Below are 16,829 nucleotides of genomic sequence, written 5' to 3' on the forward strand. Positions count from 1 at the left end.
CTTGACAGAGCCGCCGAATTGCCCGCTATTTATTTCGTAACCCGTTAAAAATATTTGGGTCCCGACCCAACGAAACGATCGCCTGGCTAGACCCAATGAAGACCGCAGATCCAGAATTAATGCGCGCGATCAATCGCTTGAACGTGCTCGATACCGTCCGGCGCCATGGTCCGATCTCGCGTATCGAGATCAGCGAGCGTACCGAACTCTCCACCACGACCGTTTCCGCCATCACCGCCTCGCTGCTCGACGACGGGCTGATCCTGCCGCGTCATGAAGGCGATATCCGCAACGAGGCTGTGCGTGGGCGCCCGCGGGTGATGCTGGAACTCAATCCCGATGCAGCCCGCGTGGTGGGCGCCAAGATCGCCGCCAACCGGATGGTCTTCGTCGTCACCAATTTCCGCGGCGACGTGCTGTCGAAGCTCGCTCTGCCGATCCGCATCGACCGGCAGCCGATCGGCGTCATCGCCGATCTGGTCGAGGATGGAGTGAGGCGCTGCGTCGTCGATGCCGGGCTGTCGCTGGAGGATGTTGACAGCGTCTGCCTCGGCTTTCCCGGCGTCATCGAGCACCGCACCGGCTACATCAGAAGCAGCCCGATCTTTCGCGACACCAATGTCGATTTCGCCGCCGAGATGTCGGCGCGGCTTTCGACGCCGACCATTGTCGAAAGTGACGCCCATGCCATCACGCTTGGCCATCACTGGTTCGGCAAGGCACGCGATCTCGAGGATATGGTGCTGATTTCGCTGGAACAGACGCTGGGGCTCGGCGTGTTGCACGGCAACAGCCTGTTTCGCGGCGCCGGCGGTCTCAGCCACAATCTCGGCGACCTCGTGCTCGGCATGGGGCCGAATGGCGTCGTGCGGCTTTTCAGCCAGGCCGGCGAAAGTGCCATCCTCGGCGAACAGCAGGCCGACGGGCGTTTTGCCGAAGCGATCCGCCTCGGTCGCGGCATGAACCATGCCCAGGCCCTGATCAAGGCCGATGACGACCGGCTGATCAGCGCCGCCATCCGCGCCGGCGAAGCGGTCGGATTGACGATTGCCAATATCGTCACGCTGTTTGCGCCGCCGCGGGTCATTCTTGTGGGATCGAGCCTGGCGCTCGGCGAACCCTTCCTCAACAGCCTGCGCGATGCCTATGCGCTCGCCATTCCGCCGTCGCTGCGCGGCGTGAGCGAACTCGTCTTCGACGATTCGAGCGATGATTTCTGGGCGCAGGGTGCGGCTGCGGTGGCGCTCTACGAACTCTACGAATCGCCCTGGAACACGACAGGGCCGGCGCTCTGACGGGCGGCACAATCAAGATTGAATGGAGGAATTCATGGACAAAGTCGGTATCGGCATCATCGGATGCGGCAATATTTCTGGCGCCTATCTCACGGCGATGGCGTCCTTCCCTATCCTGGACATCCGCGGCGTCGCCGATCTCAACCGGGAGCTGGCGGAAGCAAAAGCCGCGGAATTCAACGTTCCCGTCAAATCGGTCGAGGAGCTTTTCGCCGACCCCAAGGTCGAGATCATTGTCAACCTGACGATCCCGAAGGCCCATGTTGCGGTGGCGTTGCAGGCGCTCGAGGCCGGCAAGCACACCTATTCGGAAAAGCCGCTCGGGATTAATTTCGCGGAAGGGAAAAAATTGGCGGAGGCCGCCAAGGCCAGGAATCTGCGCATCGGCGCTGCTCCCGACACCTTCCTCGGTGGCGGCCACCAGACGGCCCGCGCCTTGATCGACCAGGGCGTCATCGGCCAGCCGGTCGGCGGCTCAGCCACCTTCATGTGCCCGGGCCATGAGCGCTGGCATCCGAACCCGGCCTTCTTTTACGAAGTCGGCGGCGGGCCGATGCTCGACATGGGCCCCTATTACATCACCGATCTCGTCAATCTTCTCGGACCTGTTGCGCAGGTTGCAGGCTTTGCGACGACGCCGCGATCGGAACGGCTGATATCAAGCGAACCGCGCAATGGCGAGCGCATTCCCGTGCATGTGCCGACCCATGTTGCCGGCATGATGGCTTTTGCCAACGGCGCCGTCGTCCAGATCGCCATGAGCTTCGATGTCGCCGGCCACAAGCATGTGCCGCTCGAAATCTACGGAACGGAGGGCACGCTTCTTGTGCCCGATCCGAACAAGTTCGCCGGCCCGGTGGAATATCTGAAGAAGGGTGGTTCGTTCGAGGACCAGCCGGTCACAGCGCCTTATGCCGACGGCAATTATCGCTCGCTCGGCGTCGCCGACATGGCGCATGCGATCCGCTCCAACCGGCCGCATCGGGCCAATGGCGATCTGGCGCTGCATGTGCTCGAAGTCATGGAAGCGTTCCATACCGCAGCCGCGACCGGCCGGACAGTGGCGATCACCACGGCAACGGAGCGCCCTGCCCCCTTGTCCGATTCCATCGTCGACGGACGACTGGCGAAATAAGTTTCAGGAGGAAAGACTATGCGTGAAGCACTGATCGTCTGGGGCGGCTGGAGCGGGCATGAGCCGCAGGAATGCGCCGAAATCATCAAGACCATGCTCGAGGAAGACGGTTTCAAGGTCTATCTCGAACACGGCACCGAGGCTCTTGCCGATCCTTCCGTCCATGATCTCAGCCTCGTCGTGCCGATCATGACGATGTCGAAGATCGAGAAGGAGGAGGTGAAGAACCTCGCCGCGGCAATCGAAAGCGGCGTCGGCATTGCCGGCTATCACGGCGGTGCGGGCGATGCCTTCCGCGATTCCGTCGACTATCAGTTCATCATCGGCGGCCAGTGGGTGGCTCACCCCGGCAACATCATCGACTATACCGTCAACATCACCCGACCCGACGACCCTCTCGTCGAAGGGATCGCCGATTTCCCTTATACGTCAGAGCAATATTACATGCATGTCGACCCCTCGAACGAGGTTCTGGCGACGACGAAATTCACCGGCGAGCACGCCTACTGGATCGACGGCGTCGTCATGCCGGTCGTCTGGAAACGGAAATACGGCAAGGGCCGCGTCTTCTATTCCTCGCTCGGCCATCAGGCCAAGGAGTTCGACGTGCCCCAGATGAAGACCATCTTCCGCCGCGGCGCCAACTGGGCGGCGCGGTAAGGTTGTCCGGTTTGGACCCGAGACGCAGCCCCTCACCCTAACCCTCTCCCCGTAAACGGGGCGAGGGGACGTGCCCTGCGAGAGGCCAGTGGGGAACGGAGAGTTTGCGACATATCCCCTTCTCCCCGCCTGCGGGGAGAAGGTGGCGGCAGCCGGATGAGGGGCAGGCGGCGATCTCATCGGGCGAGCAGACCCCGCGCTCACCCAATAATCAGCGCAGTGCCATAGAGCCCCAATGCAAACACCGTATGAGCCAGCAGGTTGAAGCAGCGGACCTTGTTCGGGGTCGGGTGTTTGGAGGCGGCCCAGCCGATGCCGAGGCCCGGCTGCAGCAGGAACCACCCTGCCCCGACGGTGACGATGCCGAAGATCCAGGCGGGAAGAAATGTCGGGGCCGCCAACCAGGCGGAGCCCATGATGATGGCAAAGATCACCCCATAGAGAATGCCGACGGCGTAATGGCTGATCCAGCCGAGCGCCAGTTCATTGGCATAGGGCTCGGCATCGGCGATGCTGTCGTGAAAGACCTTGCCGCGGCGAAGGTGCCAGAACCATCGGCCGACCGGTGCCCAGTTGGGCGCCGCCTGGCCGAACTGGGTGAGCAGGATCGCCCAGAGGTCCATGAGGATGGTTGCGCCGGCGCCGATCACCAGGCCGCGCCACAGAATATCGAACATTGGGAATCACCGGAAAGCGTTGCGATTGCAGGAGGCTACAAAACCATTGCAGACGCGTCGGCGCAATGGCTCCGGTGAATTCACCGCCACATCAAGCAAGGATTCCGAGGTTAACCCGGTTGCGGTCCGCCCTCGCCCTGCGTTTCCCCCGCGCTGCTGCCGATATCGCCGCTGATATCCTTTGCAAACCTCCGCATGAGCCGCACGAGTTCATTGAAGTCCTGCTCGTCCCAGGTCTCGAAGATGGCGCGGCCGATCCGCTCGCGGGCGACATCGATGCGATCGGTCATTGCCTTGCCCTTGGGGCTGATGACCGCCTCGCGCACGCGCCGGTCGGCGGCACTGCCGCGGCGCTCCACCAGATCGAGGCTTTCGAGCTTGGCGACCTGGCGGCTGACGGTGGTGTAGTCGCGTCCGGCGCGGTCGGCGAGTTCGACGACCCCGATGGGACCGAGCCGCTCTATCGTGACCAGCAGCGGAAACAGGGCGCGATCGAGCGAAATGCCCGCCTCGCGGACCATCTGCTCGTCGCGCTGCGGGCGGTTCATGACGCTGACGATCTCGATCAATGCTCCATGCAACTCGCGCAGCTTCTCGCTTATATGTGTATTTTGCACATTCTTTGTTGACGCCATGCCGATTCTCCTATTATGTGCATAATACACATATGGAGAAAACAATGACAGAGAATTCGACAGTCGACGTGCTGATATCGGGCGCCGGTGCGGCCGGCCTGACGCTGGCGATCGAGCTCGCGCGGCGCGGCGTATCCTTCCGCCTGATCGAGAAATTGAACGACCCGTTCCGCGGTTCCCGCGGCAAGGGCATCCAGCCGCGAACCCAGGAGGTCTTCGAGGATCTCGGCATTCTCGACCGGATCGTCGCACTCGGCGGCGCCTATCCCCGACAGCGGGAATATCGCGATGACGGCAGCTTCTGCGAATCCGACGCCGTGGTGGGTGAGGAGCCGACGCCGGCCGAGCCCTATCATCTTCCGCTGATGGTGCCGCAGTTCCTCACCGAAGGCGTGATGCGCGGGCGCCTGCTCGAGCTTGGCCACCGGCCCGAATTCGCCAGCGAACTCATCGGCTTCGAACAGGATGAGGCCGGCGTGACTGCGCGGCTCAGCGGTCAATCCGGCGAAGAGACCGTCCGCGTGCGCTGGCTGGTCGGCGCCGACGGCGGCCGCAGCTTCGTGCGCCATGCGCTCGATGTCGGTTTTCCCGGCAAGACGCTCGGCGTGCGCGCCATCGTCGCCGATGTCCTTCTAACCGGACTGGATCGCGACTCATGGCATCGCTTCGGCCAAGGTGACATGCAGCGGCAAATCGCGATTTGCCCGCTCGCCGGAACGGATCTGTTCCAGATCCAGGCACCCATCCCGCTCGAAGGCGAGGTCGATCTTTCCGCGGCAGGCTTGTCCGCCCTAGTCAAGGAGCGCAGCGGCCGCGACGACATCGAGGTCCAGTCGGTCTCATGGGCTTCGGCCTTCAACATGAATGCAAGGCTTGCCGATCGCTACCGGCTGGGCCGCGTCTTCCTGGTTGGCGATGCCGCCCATACGCATCCGCCGACCGGCGGACAGGGTCTCAATACCAGCGTTCAGGACGCCTATAATCTCGGATGGAAACTGGCGGCGGTCGAAGCGGGCGCCCCCGACGCGCTGCTCGACAGCTACGAGGAAGAGCGCCGCCCCGTCGCAGCGACGATGCTCGGTCTCGCCACCAGTCTTCTCGACGCTCTCAAACGCGGCGAGATGCGGCGCGGCCGCGAGGTCCATCAACTCGACATCGGCTACCCCGAATCCTCCTTCGCGCTGGAAAAGCCGGAGCGACATGGCGGCCTGCTTGCGGGCGACCGTGCGCCGGATGCGCCGATGCGTGGCGCCGCCGGCCAGCCGGTGCGTCTGTTCGAGCTGTTCAAGGGCGCGCACTGGACGCTGCTCGGTTATGAAGTCGAGCAAGCCGCCTTGCCGCCGCGCACAGGCCTGCACATCCACCGGATCGGGCGGGGCGGCGATCTGATAGACCACGGCGGCCATTTCCGTGACACCTATGCCCCCACAGCGGGCGACTGGGTGCTCGTGCGTCCGGACGGCTATGTCGGCGCCATCGTCGCCTCCGCAGATGTGTGGGCGCTGGAGGCCTATCTCGCGAATGTCGGCCTGACGGGATAGGCGCCAATTCAAAGAGGCCCGGGGTCATCGCCGGGTCCGATAACAGGCGGCGCGGAGCCCCGGCTGCGGGAAAACCACCGCGATCGCGGACGAGCCGGATGTGTACGCCTATGCGGGTTTTTCGGAACGGGCGCATGTCACGCGGCCGATTGCCGCTCCGGATCGCCTCCGTTTCAGAGGGCGTCGCGCTCGTATCGCGGCGTCCAACCGCGGGCCATTCCGCGGCTCATCATGCTTTCCGCCAGCGCCAGTTGCTGGCGGAGATGTTTGCAGTCGTCGAGCAGCGAGCGTATCGCCGCCTTGGCATTGTCGTCATGCCAGGCAAGCACGGCTTCGACTTCCCAAGCCTGATCGGGCCAAGCTTGATCCGAGGAGGCTTGATCAGGCCCAGCTCGGTCGGACAATGCCTGTTTCGTGCTTGCCCGATTGGGTTCCAAGATCGTTGCCGGCTGCATCAGTTCAGCGCCAGCGGCAATTGAACCGGACGCGGCAAAGGCGGCAGCGGCCGGCTGAGTTCGACCTTCTTCTGCCAGGCGGCACGCCGCAGCTGATCCCGCTCGCGCGCTGCGCGGGACGCTTCGACAAGCGCAAGGGCGTTGGCGATCACCTGTTCCGTATGCGTCATGATCATCTCCAATGTTCCTGTTTTGTTCTAAAATAGAACTTTGGCCGAAGAAGTCAAGCGCTGGGTGATTTCGGGTTCGGGACGGGCGTATCAAGCTGGCGGCTTGGGCGCGGCCAACATTCAGTCCGCAGCCTCTATGACGGCGATGCCCGCCTCCTGCGCCGCCCGGATGAATGCCGCCCGCACTTCGTCGGGCGGGAGATCGCCGATGATCGCATCCAGGCATGACTTGACGGCCTCGAGATAATCTTCGCCGTCATCGACGGGCCAGTCGTGCAAAAGCGTACGCGCGGCGTCCCACACAGAGTTGATAACGGCATAATGACCGAGCCCCATCGAGGCCAAGCCGACCGGTCGAAAATGTGCCGTCTGTCTCACTTTGCTACAGCTTTTCCCAATTTCGGTGGAGCTTATGAGTGCGATGCAATTTGCGTGCCGTTGCCAGGCTGGGTACAGCCGAAGCGTGGTGCACGGATTTGATGTTGGAACAGACGTGTCTCTCCATCCCTTCAGTCTCCCGGCCCTGCGGTGTCCCGGCCCGCCAGATCTCCCGGCGTCCTTGAAGATGAAACGCCTGAAGCCTGCTGAACGGCCGCCAGAGTCCTGCGATCAGCCACTAATCGATCAATTATGGTAAAAATCGGGTTCACATCCAGGGTTGACTGATTAAAACTCAAACATCTCCTTTCTATACTCCAAATGGTTTACAGCAACGCCATGTTTTTCTGAAAGAAAGAGCATTTATGATCATTCCTTGACTGTGCCATAGATGGACGGAGTTGCCTCCAGGTCGTACAATGCCGTCCATCTCTCACGCGGCGGATCTGGGAGGAGCGCGCGATGCCTATCTTCATGGACCGGCACTATCTCGAGGGAACGTCAGCCGCCGACGTCGCCCGGGCGCATCGCATGGATCTCGACATTCAGGATCGGTACGGCGTCAAGTTCCTCACCTACTGGTTCGATCAGCGGCGCGGAACCGCCTTTTGCCTGGTGGATGCGCCGGACGCGGAAACCGCGCAATGTGTGCATCGCGAGGCGCACGGCTTCGTCGCCAACGAGATCGTCGAGGTCGCCTTGTCAGCCGTCGAGGCTTTCCTCGGCCGCATTCACGATCCTGAGCCGGCGCCCGGCCAATCCTCTGTCGACGTGGATCCCGGCCACCGGGCAATCCTGTTTACCGATATCGTCGGCTCGACCGCGATGACATCACGCCTCGGCGACCGCATGGCGACCGAAATGGTCCGGGCTCATGACGCGATCGTGCGCCGGTGCCTCAGCCAGAATTCAGGCCGGGAAGTGAAGCACACCGGCGACGGCATCATGGCGGCCTTTGCCACGACGGCTGCAGCGGTGGAATGCGCCATGGCGATTCAGCGCGAATTCGATCGTTACAACGGCGGAAACGCCGAGCCGATTCATATCCGCATCGGACTGGATTGCGGCGAACCGGTCGAGGACAGCAATGACCTTTTCGGCTCGACCGTGCAACTTGCCGCGCGTCTCTGCGCAGCAGCCTCCAGCGACCAGATCCTCGTCTCGGAGAATATTTTTCGGGAATACGGCGCCGCCGATCTTTTCGGTCACGCAACGCGCCGACGGCTCAAAGGGTTTTCGAAGCCTGTGCTGGCCTTCCGATGCGACTGGGCCAGTGCGGGCGCGGCCTAAGTCTGCTGAGAACCGACAACCGCCTGCCTCTTACAGGTGCTTGTCGCGGTGCTTTGTGGCCAAGAAATAGGCGATGGTCAGATCCGTAAATACCGAGACCAGAACGCGCCGCAACTGATGTTACGGCGCGTCCTCGCCTGCGGGATAGGCCCGTTGACGAGCCTATATCTCGTTAAGCATTGCCGACAGTTCGCTCGTTCATCAGCCGCTCGAATTTGGGGGCAGCCTCGACGTTTGCCAGCACGCCCGACATTTTCAGAAAACGCCGAAAATTCTCGCGCGTGGCGCTCAGCGGGAAACGGCCGCTGGCCGTATCCCTGCACGCCTTCAACAGCGTGTCATATGCCAAACCTCGTTTGTCCTCCGGCCATTCGTCCAGGAAATCCAGGATTTCATCGAGGCACGTGATTTCATCGATGAAATGCTTGCGATGAAGCAAAACCGGGTCAAACCGAGCTGAAGACATAGTATCCTCCCATTTATAATACTTTTTATGCTATAAATTTACTGAAAAAACGTGTTTAATTCAAGTCAAAATTGGTTACGTCACGCTCAAAACGCCATTGAAACTACTTCCATAATGGCAGAATAGCCCGATTAGATTAAAGAAGAATAGATTTGAACATCAATCGAGCCTCGACGCATCACGAAGTGAGATCGATTGATCAATGTAACGAATGCTTCAGATCAAGTGAGCGTGATCAAGCCGGCCGGAAGTTTTCGTATAGGCTCGTGTTGGCATAATAGGTTGCGACCATGACAATCTCGCAAGGAGAATTTCAAATGAACCGATTTCTTTCATTTGTAGCCGCCGCAGCGCTGCTCGGTACATCCACGATTACTTCTGCCTGCACGTCGACGCCAAGGCCCGACAACCAGGATTTTCAATATCAACGCGATAGCTCGATAAACCCTGCCTGCGCGGGTGGATTCAGACCCGGCAATGCGCGCTCGTGCAGCTATTGAAGCACAGACGGCCGACATTCGTTCAACGCTTCGCTGCTGAGATTGTCTAACCGCCGAGGCGCAAGCAGCTGCTGAACCCTGCTTTGCAAGAAAACAGCCGTTGAACGACTGCGTCGCGAGAGAAGGCGCGCTGCAGCAATCGGAATGGTTAGGGAACCGCAAGCCCCGCCCCGCATTACGTCATCGGGTCACGGTTGGCTCGATCTAACAGGAGAACGGTTCCCCATGAACAATTTGATCTGGCTTGTCGGCGCTGTCGTTATCGTACTCGCGATTTTGAGTTTCTTCGGCTTTCGCTGATCGTCGCTGATGTAAACATGGCGGCTCGACCGCGCTTTCTCCGCCCGGCGATTCCGCCGAGTGCAACTGCAATGTCTTTTGCATTTAATTAAGAAGCGTCGAGGTCATCGAACGGCCGCCGTTTCTTCAACAATCCACAGAATGCCGAGTAAAGAGTGCATATCACCCCCTTCGACTTCCTTTACAATCCGTCGTTTCGGCCTCCGAGGCAGATCGCAAGGGGAACTCGATGGATCGTCTTATTGGCGCAGATGAAGCGGCTCAATCGGAAAAACGGGCTGCAAAGGCGGATCAACGGGATGGCCTTGCTCGGGATGTTACGACCATCAAACTCGGCGACTGCCTGCTGGGATACAAGGTCGTACAGCGACGCATGCGGGTCAGCCGCTGGAACCATTTCCGGGGCCGGGTGCGCGAGATCGAAAAACTGATCAGGCATCGTCACGGCGACATCGTGCCGGAGGCGGATGACGCATTGATCTACGTCGAGGTGATCGCCAGCCTCGCGTTCGTCGAATTCAGGCAAGAGTTCGTCGACGTGGTGCTTGGCTGGTCGGCGCGCTGGCTTCCATGGGCTGGAAAAGCCGATATAGAGGACATCATCTACGAGCGGACAAAGGTGCGTTTTTCCTCATTGTCCGCCGACGCTCTCGGTCATGCCCTGCATCTGAGTTACTCAGAGCGGAGCGCACTCGACATTCGCACCATTGGTGCATTCGATGTGCCGAAGCGGAAAAGAACAAAACTTCAAAACGAAAAGCGGCGGCAGCGGGACCGAGCCCGAAAAGAAGAGCGACGGCGTGCGGCAGGCGCGCTGCCCAGAGCTGACTATCTTGCCAACGCCCTTAGCCAAGCGCGCGCCTGGGAGGCTTTCGGCATCAGCCGCCGCACCTGGGAACGCCGCGGCAAACCGATGCCCGAGCCCGAGACGATTTTGGATTGCGGTTCGATTTCGCTCGCCGCATAGGCCAACAGCTCACAAATTCTCGGTCCTTAGCCGGCTGGTCCGAACCAGCTATTCATCGCATCTTGCAGACCATCCTGCGTCCCGTCACCCACCCACGCCACGTAGCCATCGGGCCGGATCAACACCGCGGCCGGCGCGGAAACAATGCCTAGTGCAGGCAGTTCCCATGGACCGTCATATCGGGCATCGACCAAGGTGACGCGGTCCGACCACGGCGTGATGTCGACGCTGCCGGGTGCGCCGAAATTCACGAGCGCTGGCCGTGCATTATGGAGGAGCGTAAAGAGACGCAAAGGACCATCCGGCGTGGCGAGCTCAAGGTCAGGCATGCGGCGGCCGAGCAGCGGATGGCCTTTGCCGAGATCGTAATGAATCGCCAGTCCGGACATCTCGGCCGCGATCCTTTTGCGAGGCTCCTCCATGCCTAGGAGCTCCGTTATCATCTCACGCAAGGCTTCCGTTCGATCGTCCGTCCGTTGCAACGCGACCTGCGCCATCGTCGCCCGCAACACCCGGGCGGCCACCGGATGCCGTTCGGCGTGGTAAGTATCGAGCAGGGCTTCAGGCGACATTCCTTTCACCACCTGGGCCAGCTTCCAACCGAGATTGACGGCATCCTGCACACCGGTATTGAGGCCCTGTCCGCCCACCGGAGAATGCACATGAGCGGCATCGCCGGCCAGGAACACCCTGCCCTCGCGGTATGCCGCCGCCTGGCGCGACATGTCGGTGAATCTGGAAATCCACTTGAGGCTATGGATGCCATAATCTGTCCCGCATGCGGCAATCAGGGCTTCCTTGAGATCGCTGAGCGTCGGTTCGCCCGTGCCGCCGACCGTCTTTTCCGTTACCATGACATTGATCGGGCCTTCACTGGCAAAGACGACCTTGCCGTCGCGAATTTCATACTCCTCCCGGCCGAAGGCATGCATGCCAAGGGCCGTGCGATGGATGCCCAATGGCGGCTCCTCCTCCATCTCGGCTTCGGCGAGAATGTTGCTGGTCGTCGCATCCCATCCTGGAAATTCTATGCCGGCAATCTTGCGAATCAGACTGCGGCCACCATCGCAGCCGACGAGATAACCTGCCCTGAGCGAGGCGCCGTCGGAGAGTTCGATGGTGATGCCGATATCGTCCTCAGCAAAACCCGTAACATCACGGGCGCGATAGATCGGCACCGCCAGCTCCTCGACCCAGCCGGCCAGAATGCGCTCGATATGCTTCTGCCGCAGCGCCAGCCCGTAATTGTGCCGGGTCGGAAAATCGCTGATATCCAGACGCGTGACCGCAAATCCCGTAACCTGGGCGATCTGCCCTTCGGCGAGGAACCGGTCGACGATCCCACGCTGATCGAGAACCTCGAGCGTGCGCGCACTCAAACCGCCGGCCCGCATACCGGCAAGCTCCTGGTTGGGACGGCGTTCGACGATCGCCACGTCGACGCCTGCCAAGGCCAACTCGCCTGCCAGCATCAGGCCTGTCGGACCTGCTCCCGATATCACGACGACATGTTCTTTCATCCGCAAACTCCCCTGGGCCTGGTGTCCCAATGCAATATCTCAAAGCCTCGGACAGGCGGCTTCTTCGCAATCTAAATGATCCCACCTACGTGCCGATTTTCTCTGTCGCAGGTTGTTCTCCCTATAATATTATCTTCTGACTGGTTGGAACGACTTGCGACAGGATTTCCGGCTTGCTTTCCAAAGCCATGTTGGTCGCCACTTGCGGATCTTTTGCCGAGGAGCGCGGGCCTTTCAACACGACCTGACCAGGTGCGCGCCGGATCTGGCAAGCACCTTTCCCGGTCATCATTCCCACGGCGGTCAATCCATTAACTGGTACAGCGCATCTCACTGCGGAGCCGTGGCTTTTTCCGGAATCGTCTCGGCTGCCGGTCGCTCGGACGGATCGGCGGGATGGCCATAGAGCGTGTAGACGGCGCCGGCTAGAATGCCCAAGACGAGAAGAGCGATGACGTACAGCATCATTCCGCGGATGGCCGTCTTCGGTGTCTTGTCCATCAGGATCTCCAAGATTGCTCAGCGGTCAAATTCACCGCGGGCACTTTTGGTTCCGGCGTAGCTTGCTCAATCTTTCCGTGGAGGTTGTTCAAGCGAGCAGCTACTCACGGAACGATCAGGTCCGGATCTGGTTTGCCCCAAGACCCTGGTTTCTATGGAGGTCACCATGTGGGCAATCCTGATCGGAGCCGCTCTCATCATCGGCGGGCTTCTTTTTCTATTTACGTCGGCGCTTCGTCGAAATCCGAGTAATCCGCATCAAATGATGCCGCAAGGCGGCACGACGCTGGAACCGCGGCGCCAAGGCCTCAGATTCCTCGGGATATCCCAAAACTGGCCAGCCCTGGCGGTTATCGCAATCGGCGTACTTCTCTTGGCTTTCGGTGGATATTCGTGACATCCGAGCGCCCTTGATCGCCGTAGCTCCTTCGGCAAAAACCCGGCTTTCGCCGGGTTTTTGTTCAGGCACTACCAAGTCTGGCGACCGGTCCAATCATCGATGTCGCGTTTGATACGGTCCTTTTCGATGCCATACCGCTCCTGGATCTTGCCTTCCAGCTGGTCGCGCTTGCCGGCGATCTGATCGAGATCATCGTCGGTGAGTTTGCCCCACTGCTCCTTGATCTTGCCCTTCGCCTGCTTCCAGTTTCCTTCGATCCGATTCCAATCCATGGTCGATTTCTCCTCTTTGCTGATGAGAAGAAAACGGACCGCAGCGGAAGTTGGTTCCTGAGTTCTAACTGATTTCGTAAGCCGTCGCGTCACATGACAGAGGCTGGGGCGGGCCGGAGCCCGCCCTCCGTTCACATCAAACTGCGAACAAAGTCACCAGAATAAAGAGAATCGGCGAGGAAATCCGAAAGCGGAATCCCTTTCCTTAAAGGACAACAAAGTCCATCGTGACCCCGTTAAATGAGGCCGGAGCGCACCGGCAATGATCCGGAACGCCGATCGATCTGCAGTGAAAGTCGTTGCGCGTCTGCGGCGCTGTATCCGCGTTTAAGGCGGTCCTGGCCGCAACGGTGGCGCCGGATTGATCAGAGAGGCTTGTCCATTCCGGTTGGCTTTCAGAGAGTCAGCTCCGTGGCAGCACTGCGTCACACCAGTCAAAACAGCTGGCAGTTTCGCTAACATATTGATCATGAAATATTTATGGTGAGAGCGTCGGGGTTCGAACCCGAGACCTACTGATTAAAAGTCAGTTGCTCTACCGGCTGAGCTACGCTCTCCCTCTCCGCGGGTGTGACCACCCCGGCTGGAAGTGGGCGGAACATAGGCAGGTGACCCATTGCGGTCAACCGAAAAATTTGCCTTTTTCCGACGGTCGGCACATTTCTTGCCGGCGCAAGACGGATGTCTCGCGTGCAAAGACAGATTTCTTGCGCGCGCAAAAAGGTGATTGGCAATCCCGGGCCTGCAAAGCTAGGAACATCACGCAGATTGCAGCCGGAGAGAATGCGTGTCGATTGCCGATATTTCCCTGTGGAGCGCGCTGATTGCCGGGGCGCTTTCCTTTCTGTCGCCCTGCGTGCTTCCCCTCGTCCCGCCCTATCTCTGCTATATGGCCGGCATTTCAGTCGAGCAGTTCCGCGGCGGCGGTGCGGTTGTGGTCGCGCCCGGTGTCAGGCGCAGCGTTTTCTTCTCCGCACTCTTCTTCACGCTCGGCTTTGCCACCGTCTTCGTGGCGCTCGGCGCCGGCGCTTCCAGCATCGGCATGGCGCTTCGCCAGCATCTCGACCTCCTGTCGAAGATCGGCGGGCTGATCATCATCGTCATGGGGCTGAATTTTCTCGGCCTCTTCCGAATCGGACTGCTGACCCGCGAGGCGCGCTTCCAAGGCGGCGGCAAGCCGACGACGCTGACGGGCGCCTATATCATGGGCCTTGCCTTCGCCTTCGGCTGGACGCCCTGCATCGGGCCGGTGCTCGGCGCCATCCTCGGCGTTGCCGCCTCGCGCGAGACGGTCGGCTCCGGCGCCGGGCTGCTCGCCATCTATTCGCTCGGCCTTGCCATCCCCTTCTGGATCGCCGCCGGCTTTTCCGGCGCCTTCATGCGCTTCCTGTCGCGCTTCCGCCGCCATCTCGGCACGGTGGAAAAGGTGATGGGTCTCTTCCTGGTGCTTACCGGCCTCGCCTTCCTGTTCGGATGGGTCAGCAATGTGGCGATCTGGTTCCAGCAGACCTTTCCGGTCCTGATGCAGATCGGCTAGGCCACCGGATACCGATTTTCCAGGTCGTGTGGGTGGCGGTATCGGAAGCCGCCGCGAGATCGGCTTCGTCGCTTCCTCCCGCGCCGTCGGTCGTCGTGTGCAGGATCAGACGGGCAATGCGGATTTTTGCGGGGGCCTATCGGGGAAAGTGTCCCACGTTGCGGGATCGCCCATTGGTCAAGGGGACGCTCTTCAGCATGTTGAGAATATCTGGCATCCGCACGCCGACGCTGTCATAAATTGATTTCATCGAGGGAGGCATGATGATGCAGAAGAACGCGCCGGACTTCAGCCTTGAGGGCAAGGTGACTTTGGTGACGGGAGCGAGCCGTGGCATCGGTCGAGCTTGCGCACTTGCCTGTGCCGCAGCAGGTTCCGATATTGTTTTAGGGGTCCGCGATGTCGCAGCGTCGGCGGGCCTGGTTGCCGAACTCGAAGGCACAGGACGAAGAGTTCTCCCTGTTGAACTGGACATTCCCAACAAGGCCCATATCGCGCAGGCCGTCGACGCGGCGCTTGCTACGTTCGGTCGGATCGACGTCCTCGTCAACAATGTCGGGGTGGCTCCGGGCAATCTCGCAGAACTCGTCGAGGAGAAGGACCTTGACGAGATACTCGATGTCAACATCAAGGGCACCTTTCTGATGACGCAGGCTGTGGGCCGCCACATGATCAAGCGCAATGGGGGCCGGATCATCAACATCAGCTCACAGGCCGGTACCGTCGCACTGCGCGGCGAGGCAATCTATTGCATGAGCAAGGCGGCAATCAATCACCTCACCCGCTGCCTTGCCGCCGAATGGGCAGCCTATAATGTCACCGTAAACACCGTATCGCCAACGTTCATCCACACCGATGGCACAGAACCTTTTCTGTCCGATGCCGACAATCGCAAGGCGACGCTCGATCACATTCCGCTCGGCCGGATCGGCGAAACCGATGATGTGGTGGGTGCCGTCGTCTTCCTGGCATCACCGGCTGCGAGCCTGATCACCGGCGCGAACCTGCTGGTGGACGGTGGATGGTCCGTCGCCTGAGGCGAGGCGGAACCTGCAGCGCAAATCTTGTCCGGACGAAAACAACGATTTCCCCCGACAAGGATCTCTTCGGCGACTTGCGGACGCCGATGAGGGATCTACATTCCCTGGATGAAAATCTTCGAATCCGGCGACGGCTCTCAGCAGAATTCGCTCCGCCAGGTGCTGCGAAAGCTCGATAGGGCCGACGGCAGACAGGCGGTCGCCTTTCGGCTGGTATTTGCTGCCATTGACGTTGCCATTCTCGCCTTCTTCCTGCTCGGCCCATACCTGCGATCCGGTCCGTCCTATCTGATTATCGACTATGCGATAGCAGTGTGGATCGCCGCCGAGATGGTCGGCCGGGCGATCGCCGCATCCTCCGTGCGCGAGTGGATTCGGCGGCCGATGACCTGGATCGACTTCGTGGTGCTGGCCACGCTGTTGCTGCCGGACCTGCTCTTCAATTTCGCTTTCCTGCGGATCATGCGGTTCTGGGCGATCGGCACGAGTCCGCTGCTCAAGGACTTGCTGCGCAAGGCCGGCTATTTACACCTTATCGACGTCGTCCGGGCGGTGATCAATTTCCTTGTGTTCCTCTTCATGGCAACCGGGTTCGTCTATACGTCCTTCTTCTACAACAGGGAGGGAGGCGAAGGATTCGTCGATGCGCTATATTTCACGGTCGCGACGGTGACGACGACGGGATTCGGAGACATCACGCTCCCGGGAACGCTGGGCAAGCTCACTTCCGTGGTGACGATGATCGTCGGCATCTCCCTATTCGTCAGGCTTGCTCAGGCAGTCGTCCGGCCTCACAAAGTGACCTTTGCCTGTCACCGATGCGGCCTCCAGCGCCATGACGCCGACGCCGTTCATTGCAAGGCGTGCGGAGACGTCTTGAACATACCGGACGAGGGATCGTGACCGTCGGCCCTGGCGTGAGGATGCGGCTAGACATTTGTGGCGAGCCCATTCACAGGCTTGCCGCGTTCGCTGAACTGATCGACTCCGCGCTCGTCCAGCATGCCGCCAGCAGTAAGAAGCGAGGCCCGCACCTATTCGGTGGTATGGCTTGCCCTGTCCCTCGGCCCCACCCGCCCTTATCCCTCGA

At 60.6% G+C, this 16,829-nt stretch carries 19 protein-coding genes and 1 tRNA gene; 10 read left to right on the forward strand and 10 right to left on the reverse strand.

Annotated features, from left to right (window positions below):
• Positions 1–95: 95 nt before the first annotated feature.
• From FHT69_RS07630 to FHT69_RS07640, 3 genes are read left to right on the forward strand one after another with little or no spacing between them, the layout of a single operon-like run.
• Positions 96–1,295, forward strand: a complete 1,200-nt coding sequence (locus FHT69_RS07630) for an ROK family transcriptional regulator (protein ID WP_028758105.1) — start codon at positions 96–98, stop codon at positions 1,293–1,295.
• 34 nt (positions 1,296–1,329) lie between these two features.
• Positions 1,330–2,430 (forward strand): Gfo/Idh/MocA family protein, encoded by a 1,101-nt coding sequence (locus tag FHT69_RS07635; RefSeq protein WP_183905147.1) that lies wholly within the window; start codon positions 1,330–1,332, stop codon positions 2,428–2,430.
• Between the two features lie 18 nt (positions 2,431–2,448).
• The gene (locus FHT69_RS07640) at positions 2,449–3,090 is read left to right on the forward strand and encodes a ThuA domain-containing protein (RefSeq protein WP_028758103.1); all 642 of its coding nucleotides are present in this window, start codon (positions 2,449–2,451) and stop codon (positions 3,088–3,090) included.
• A 200-nt stretch (positions 3,091–3,290) separates the two neighbouring features.
• Here FHT69_RS07640 and FHT69_RS07645 read toward each other — a convergent pair whose 3' ends face one another.
• Positions 3,291–3,767 carry a DUF2938 domain-containing protein gene (locus FHT69_RS07645; RefSeq protein ID WP_028758102.1) on the reverse strand — a complete coding sequence of 159 codons (477 nt, stop codon included), beginning with the start codon at positions 3,765–3,767 and terminating at the stop codon, positions 3,291–3,293.
• A 110-nt stretch (positions 3,768–3,877) separates the two neighbouring features.
• Positions 3,878–4,402, reverse strand: a complete 525-nt coding sequence (locus tag FHT69_RS07650; protein WP_028758101.1) for a MarR family winged helix-turn-helix transcriptional regulator — start codon at positions 4,400–4,402, stop codon at positions 3,878–3,880.
• Between the two features lie 44 nt (positions 4,403–4,446).
• Between FHT69_RS07650 and FHT69_RS07655 the strand changes: the two genes are divergently transcribed.
• Positions 4,447–5,943 carry an FAD-dependent oxidoreductase gene (locus tag FHT69_RS07655; RefSeq protein WP_183905148.1) on the forward strand — a complete coding sequence of 499 codons (1,497 nt, stop codon included), beginning with the start codon at positions 4,447–4,449 and terminating at the stop codon, positions 5,941–5,943.
• Positions 5,944–6,116: 173 nt separating this feature from the next.
• Here the strand turns inward: FHT69_RS07655 and FHT69_RS07660 are convergent, their stop codons facing one another.
• The 3 genes from FHT69_RS07660 to FHT69_RS34105 form a co-directional block, all read right to left on the reverse strand.
• Positions 6,117–6,398, reverse strand: coding sequence for a hypothetical protein (locus FHT69_RS07660; RefSeq protein WP_028758099.1), 282 nt, complete (start codon positions 6,396–6,398; stop codon positions 6,117–6,119).
• Positions 6,398–6,568 carry a hypothetical protein gene (locus FHT69_RS07665; protein ID WP_164735986.1) on the reverse strand — a complete coding sequence of 57 codons (171 nt, stop codon included), beginning with the start codon at positions 6,566–6,568 and terminating at the stop codon, positions 6,398–6,400. The genes FHT69_RS07660 and FHT69_RS07665 overlap by 1 nt, the downstream gene beginning before the upstream one ends.
• 120 nt (positions 6,569–6,688) lie before the next feature.
• Entirely contained in the window at positions 6,689–6,946 is a 258-nt protein-coding gene (locus FHT69_RS34105) for a DUF982 domain-containing protein (RefSeq protein ID WP_028758098.1), read from the reverse strand.
• Positions 6,947–7,408: 462 nt separating this feature from the next.
• Between FHT69_RS34105 and FHT69_RS07675 the strand changes: the two genes are divergently transcribed.
• Positions 7,409–8,236 (forward strand): nickel-binding protein, encoded by an 828-nt coding sequence (locus FHT69_RS07675; RefSeq protein ID WP_028758097.1) that lies wholly within the window; start codon positions 7,409–7,411, stop codon positions 8,234–8,236.
• A 172-nt stretch (positions 8,237–8,408) separates the two neighbouring features.
• Here the strand turns inward: FHT69_RS07675 and FHT69_RS07680 are convergent, their stop codons facing one another.
• Entirely contained in the window at positions 8,409–8,702 is a 294-nt protein-coding gene (locus FHT69_RS07680; RefSeq protein ID WP_047615054.1) for a DUF982 domain-containing protein, read from the reverse strand.
• Positions 8,703–9,731: 1,029 nt separating this feature from the next.
• Here FHT69_RS07680 and FHT69_RS07685 point away from each other — a divergent pair.
• Positions 9,732–10,469: a hypothetical protein gene (locus FHT69_RS07685; protein ID WP_183905149.1), complete on the forward strand. Its 738-nt coding sequence runs from the start codon at positions 9,732–9,734 to the stop codon at positions 10,467–10,469.
• A gap of 26 nt (positions 10,470–10,495) precedes the next feature.
• On the opposite strand, the gene FHT69_RS07690 is transcribed toward FHT69_RS07685, so the two are convergent.
• Both FHT69_RS07690 and FHT69_RS07695 read right to left on the reverse strand, forming a co-directional pair.
• The gene (locus FHT69_RS07690) at positions 10,496–11,989 is read right to left on the reverse strand and encodes an FAD-dependent monooxygenase (protein ID WP_047615052.1); all 1,494 of its coding nucleotides are present in this window, start codon (positions 11,987–11,989) and stop codon (positions 10,496–10,498) included.
• Positions 11,990–12,319: 330 nt separating this feature from the next.
• Positions 12,320–12,490 carry a hypothetical protein gene (locus FHT69_RS07695; RefSeq protein WP_179874667.1) on the reverse strand — a complete coding sequence of 57 codons (171 nt, stop codon included), beginning with the start codon at positions 12,488–12,490 and terminating at the stop codon, positions 12,320–12,322.
• Positions 12,491–12,656: 166 nt separating this feature from the next.
• On the opposite strand from FHT69_RS07695, the gene FHT69_RS07700 reads away from it, so the two are divergent.
• Positions 12,657–12,887, forward strand: coding sequence for a membrane protein (locus FHT69_RS07700; protein ID WP_028758089.1), 231 nt, complete (start codon positions 12,657–12,659; stop codon positions 12,885–12,887).
• Between the two features lie 71 nt (positions 12,888–12,958).
• On the opposite strand, the gene FHT69_RS07705 is transcribed toward FHT69_RS07700, so the two are convergent.
• Complete coding sequence (locus FHT69_RS07705) at positions 12,959–13,162, reverse strand: CsbD family protein (protein WP_028758090.1); 204 nt, start codon at positions 13,160–13,162, stop codon at positions 12,959–12,961.
• Between the two features lie 481 nt (positions 13,163–13,643).
• Positions 13,644–13,719 (reverse strand) — tRNA-Lys (locus FHT69_RS07710).
• A 230-nt stretch (positions 13,720–13,949) separates the two neighbouring features.
• On the opposite strand from FHT69_RS07710, the gene FHT69_RS07715 reads away from it, so the two are divergent.
• From FHT69_RS07715 to FHT69_RS07725, 3 genes are all read left to right on the forward strand, one after another.
• The gene (locus tag FHT69_RS07715; RefSeq protein WP_183905150.1) at positions 13,950–14,699 is read left to right on the forward strand and encodes a cytochrome c biogenesis CcdA family protein; all 750 of its coding nucleotides are present in this window, start codon (positions 13,950–13,952) and stop codon (positions 14,697–14,699) included.
• 266 nt (positions 14,700–14,965) lie between these two features.
• A complete protein-coding gene (locus FHT69_RS07720; protein WP_168334103.1) occupies positions 14,966–15,736 on the forward strand; it encodes an SDR family NAD(P)-dependent oxidoreductase in 771 nt (256 codons plus the stop codon).
• Positions 15,737–15,847: 111 nt separating this feature from the next.
• The gene (locus tag FHT69_RS07725; RefSeq protein WP_168334102.1) at positions 15,848–16,642 is read left to right on the forward strand and encodes a potassium channel family protein; all 795 of its coding nucleotides are present in this window, start codon (positions 15,848–15,850) and stop codon (positions 16,640–16,642) included.
• Positions 16,643–16,829 lie beyond the last annotated feature (187 nt).

The organism is Rhizobium sp. BK008 (assembly GCF_014197345.1).
Taxonomy (GTDB): Bacteria; Pseudomonadota; Alphaproteobacteria; order Rhizobiales; family Rhizobiaceae; genus Rhizobium; species Rhizobium anhuiense.

What these genes read in the sequence shown, in the direction of transcription:
- FHT69_RS07630 (WP_028758105.1), top strand. Translation starts at nt 96, where the DNA reads ATGAAGACCGCAGATCCAGAATTAATGCGCGCGATCAATCGCTTGAAC.
- FHT69_RS07635 (WP_183905147.1), top strand. Translation starts at nt 1,330, where the DNA reads ATGGACAAAGTCGGTATCGGCATCATCGGATGCGGCAATATTTCTGGC.
- FHT69_RS07640 (WP_028758103.1), top strand. Translation starts at nt 2,449, where the DNA reads ATGCGTGAAGCACTGATCGTCTGGGGCGGCTGGAGCGGGCATGAGCCG.
- FHT69_RS07645 (WP_028758102.1), bottom strand. Translation starts at nt 3,767, where the DNA reads ATGTTCGATATTCTGTGGCGCGGCCTGGTGATCGGCGCCGGCGCAACC.
- FHT69_RS07650 (WP_028758101.1), bottom strand. Translation starts at nt 4,402, where the DNA reads ATGGCGTCAACAAAGAATGTGCAAAATACACATATAAGCGAGAAGCTG.
- FHT69_RS07655 (WP_183905148.1), top strand. Translation starts at nt 4,447, where the DNA reads ATGACAGAGAATTCGACAGTCGACGTGCTGATATCGGGCGCCGGTGCG.
- FHT69_RS07660 (WP_028758099.1), bottom strand. Translation starts at nt 6,398, where the DNA reads ATGCAGCCGGCAACGATCTTGGAACCCAATCGGGCAAGCACGAAACAG.
- FHT69_RS07665 (WP_164735986.1), bottom strand. Translation starts at nt 6,568, where the DNA reads ATGACGCATACGGAACAGGTGATCGCCAACGCCCTTGCGCTTGTCGAA.
- FHT69_RS07675 (WP_028758097.1), top strand. Translation starts at nt 7,409, where the DNA reads ATGCCTATCTTCATGGACCGGCACTATCTCGAGGGAACGTCAGCCGCC.
- FHT69_RS07680 (WP_047615054.1), bottom strand. Translation starts at nt 8,702, where the DNA reads ATGTCTTCAGCTCGGTTTGACCCGGTTTTGCTTCATCGCAAGCATTTC.
- FHT69_RS07685 (WP_183905149.1), top strand. Translation starts at nt 9,732, where the DNA reads ATGGATCGTCTTATTGGCGCAGATGAAGCGGCTCAATCGGAAAAACGG.
- FHT69_RS07690 (WP_047615052.1), bottom strand. Translation starts at nt 11,989, where the DNA reads ATGAAAGAACATGTCGTCGTGATATCGGGAGCAGGTCCGACAGGCCTG.
- FHT69_RS07695 (WP_179874667.1), bottom strand. Translation starts at nt 12,490, where the DNA reads ATGGACAAGACACCGAAGACGGCCATCCGCGGAATGATGCTGTACGTC.
- FHT69_RS07700 (WP_028758089.1), top strand. Translation starts at nt 12,657, where the DNA reads ATGTGGGCAATCCTGATCGGAGCCGCTCTCATCATCGGCGGGCTTCTT.
- FHT69_RS07705 (WP_028758090.1), bottom strand. Translation starts at nt 13,162, where the DNA reads ATGGATTGGAATCGGATCGAAGGAAACTGGAAGCAGGCGAAGGGCAAG.
- FHT69_RS07720 (WP_168334103.1), top strand. Translation starts at nt 14,966, where the DNA reads ATGCAGAAGAACGCGCCGGACTTCAGCCTTGAGGGCAAGGTGACTTTG.
- FHT69_RS07725 (WP_168334102.1), top strand. Translation starts at nt 15,848, where the DNA reads ATGAAAATCTTCGAATCCGGCGACGGCTCTCAGCAGAATTCGCTCCGC.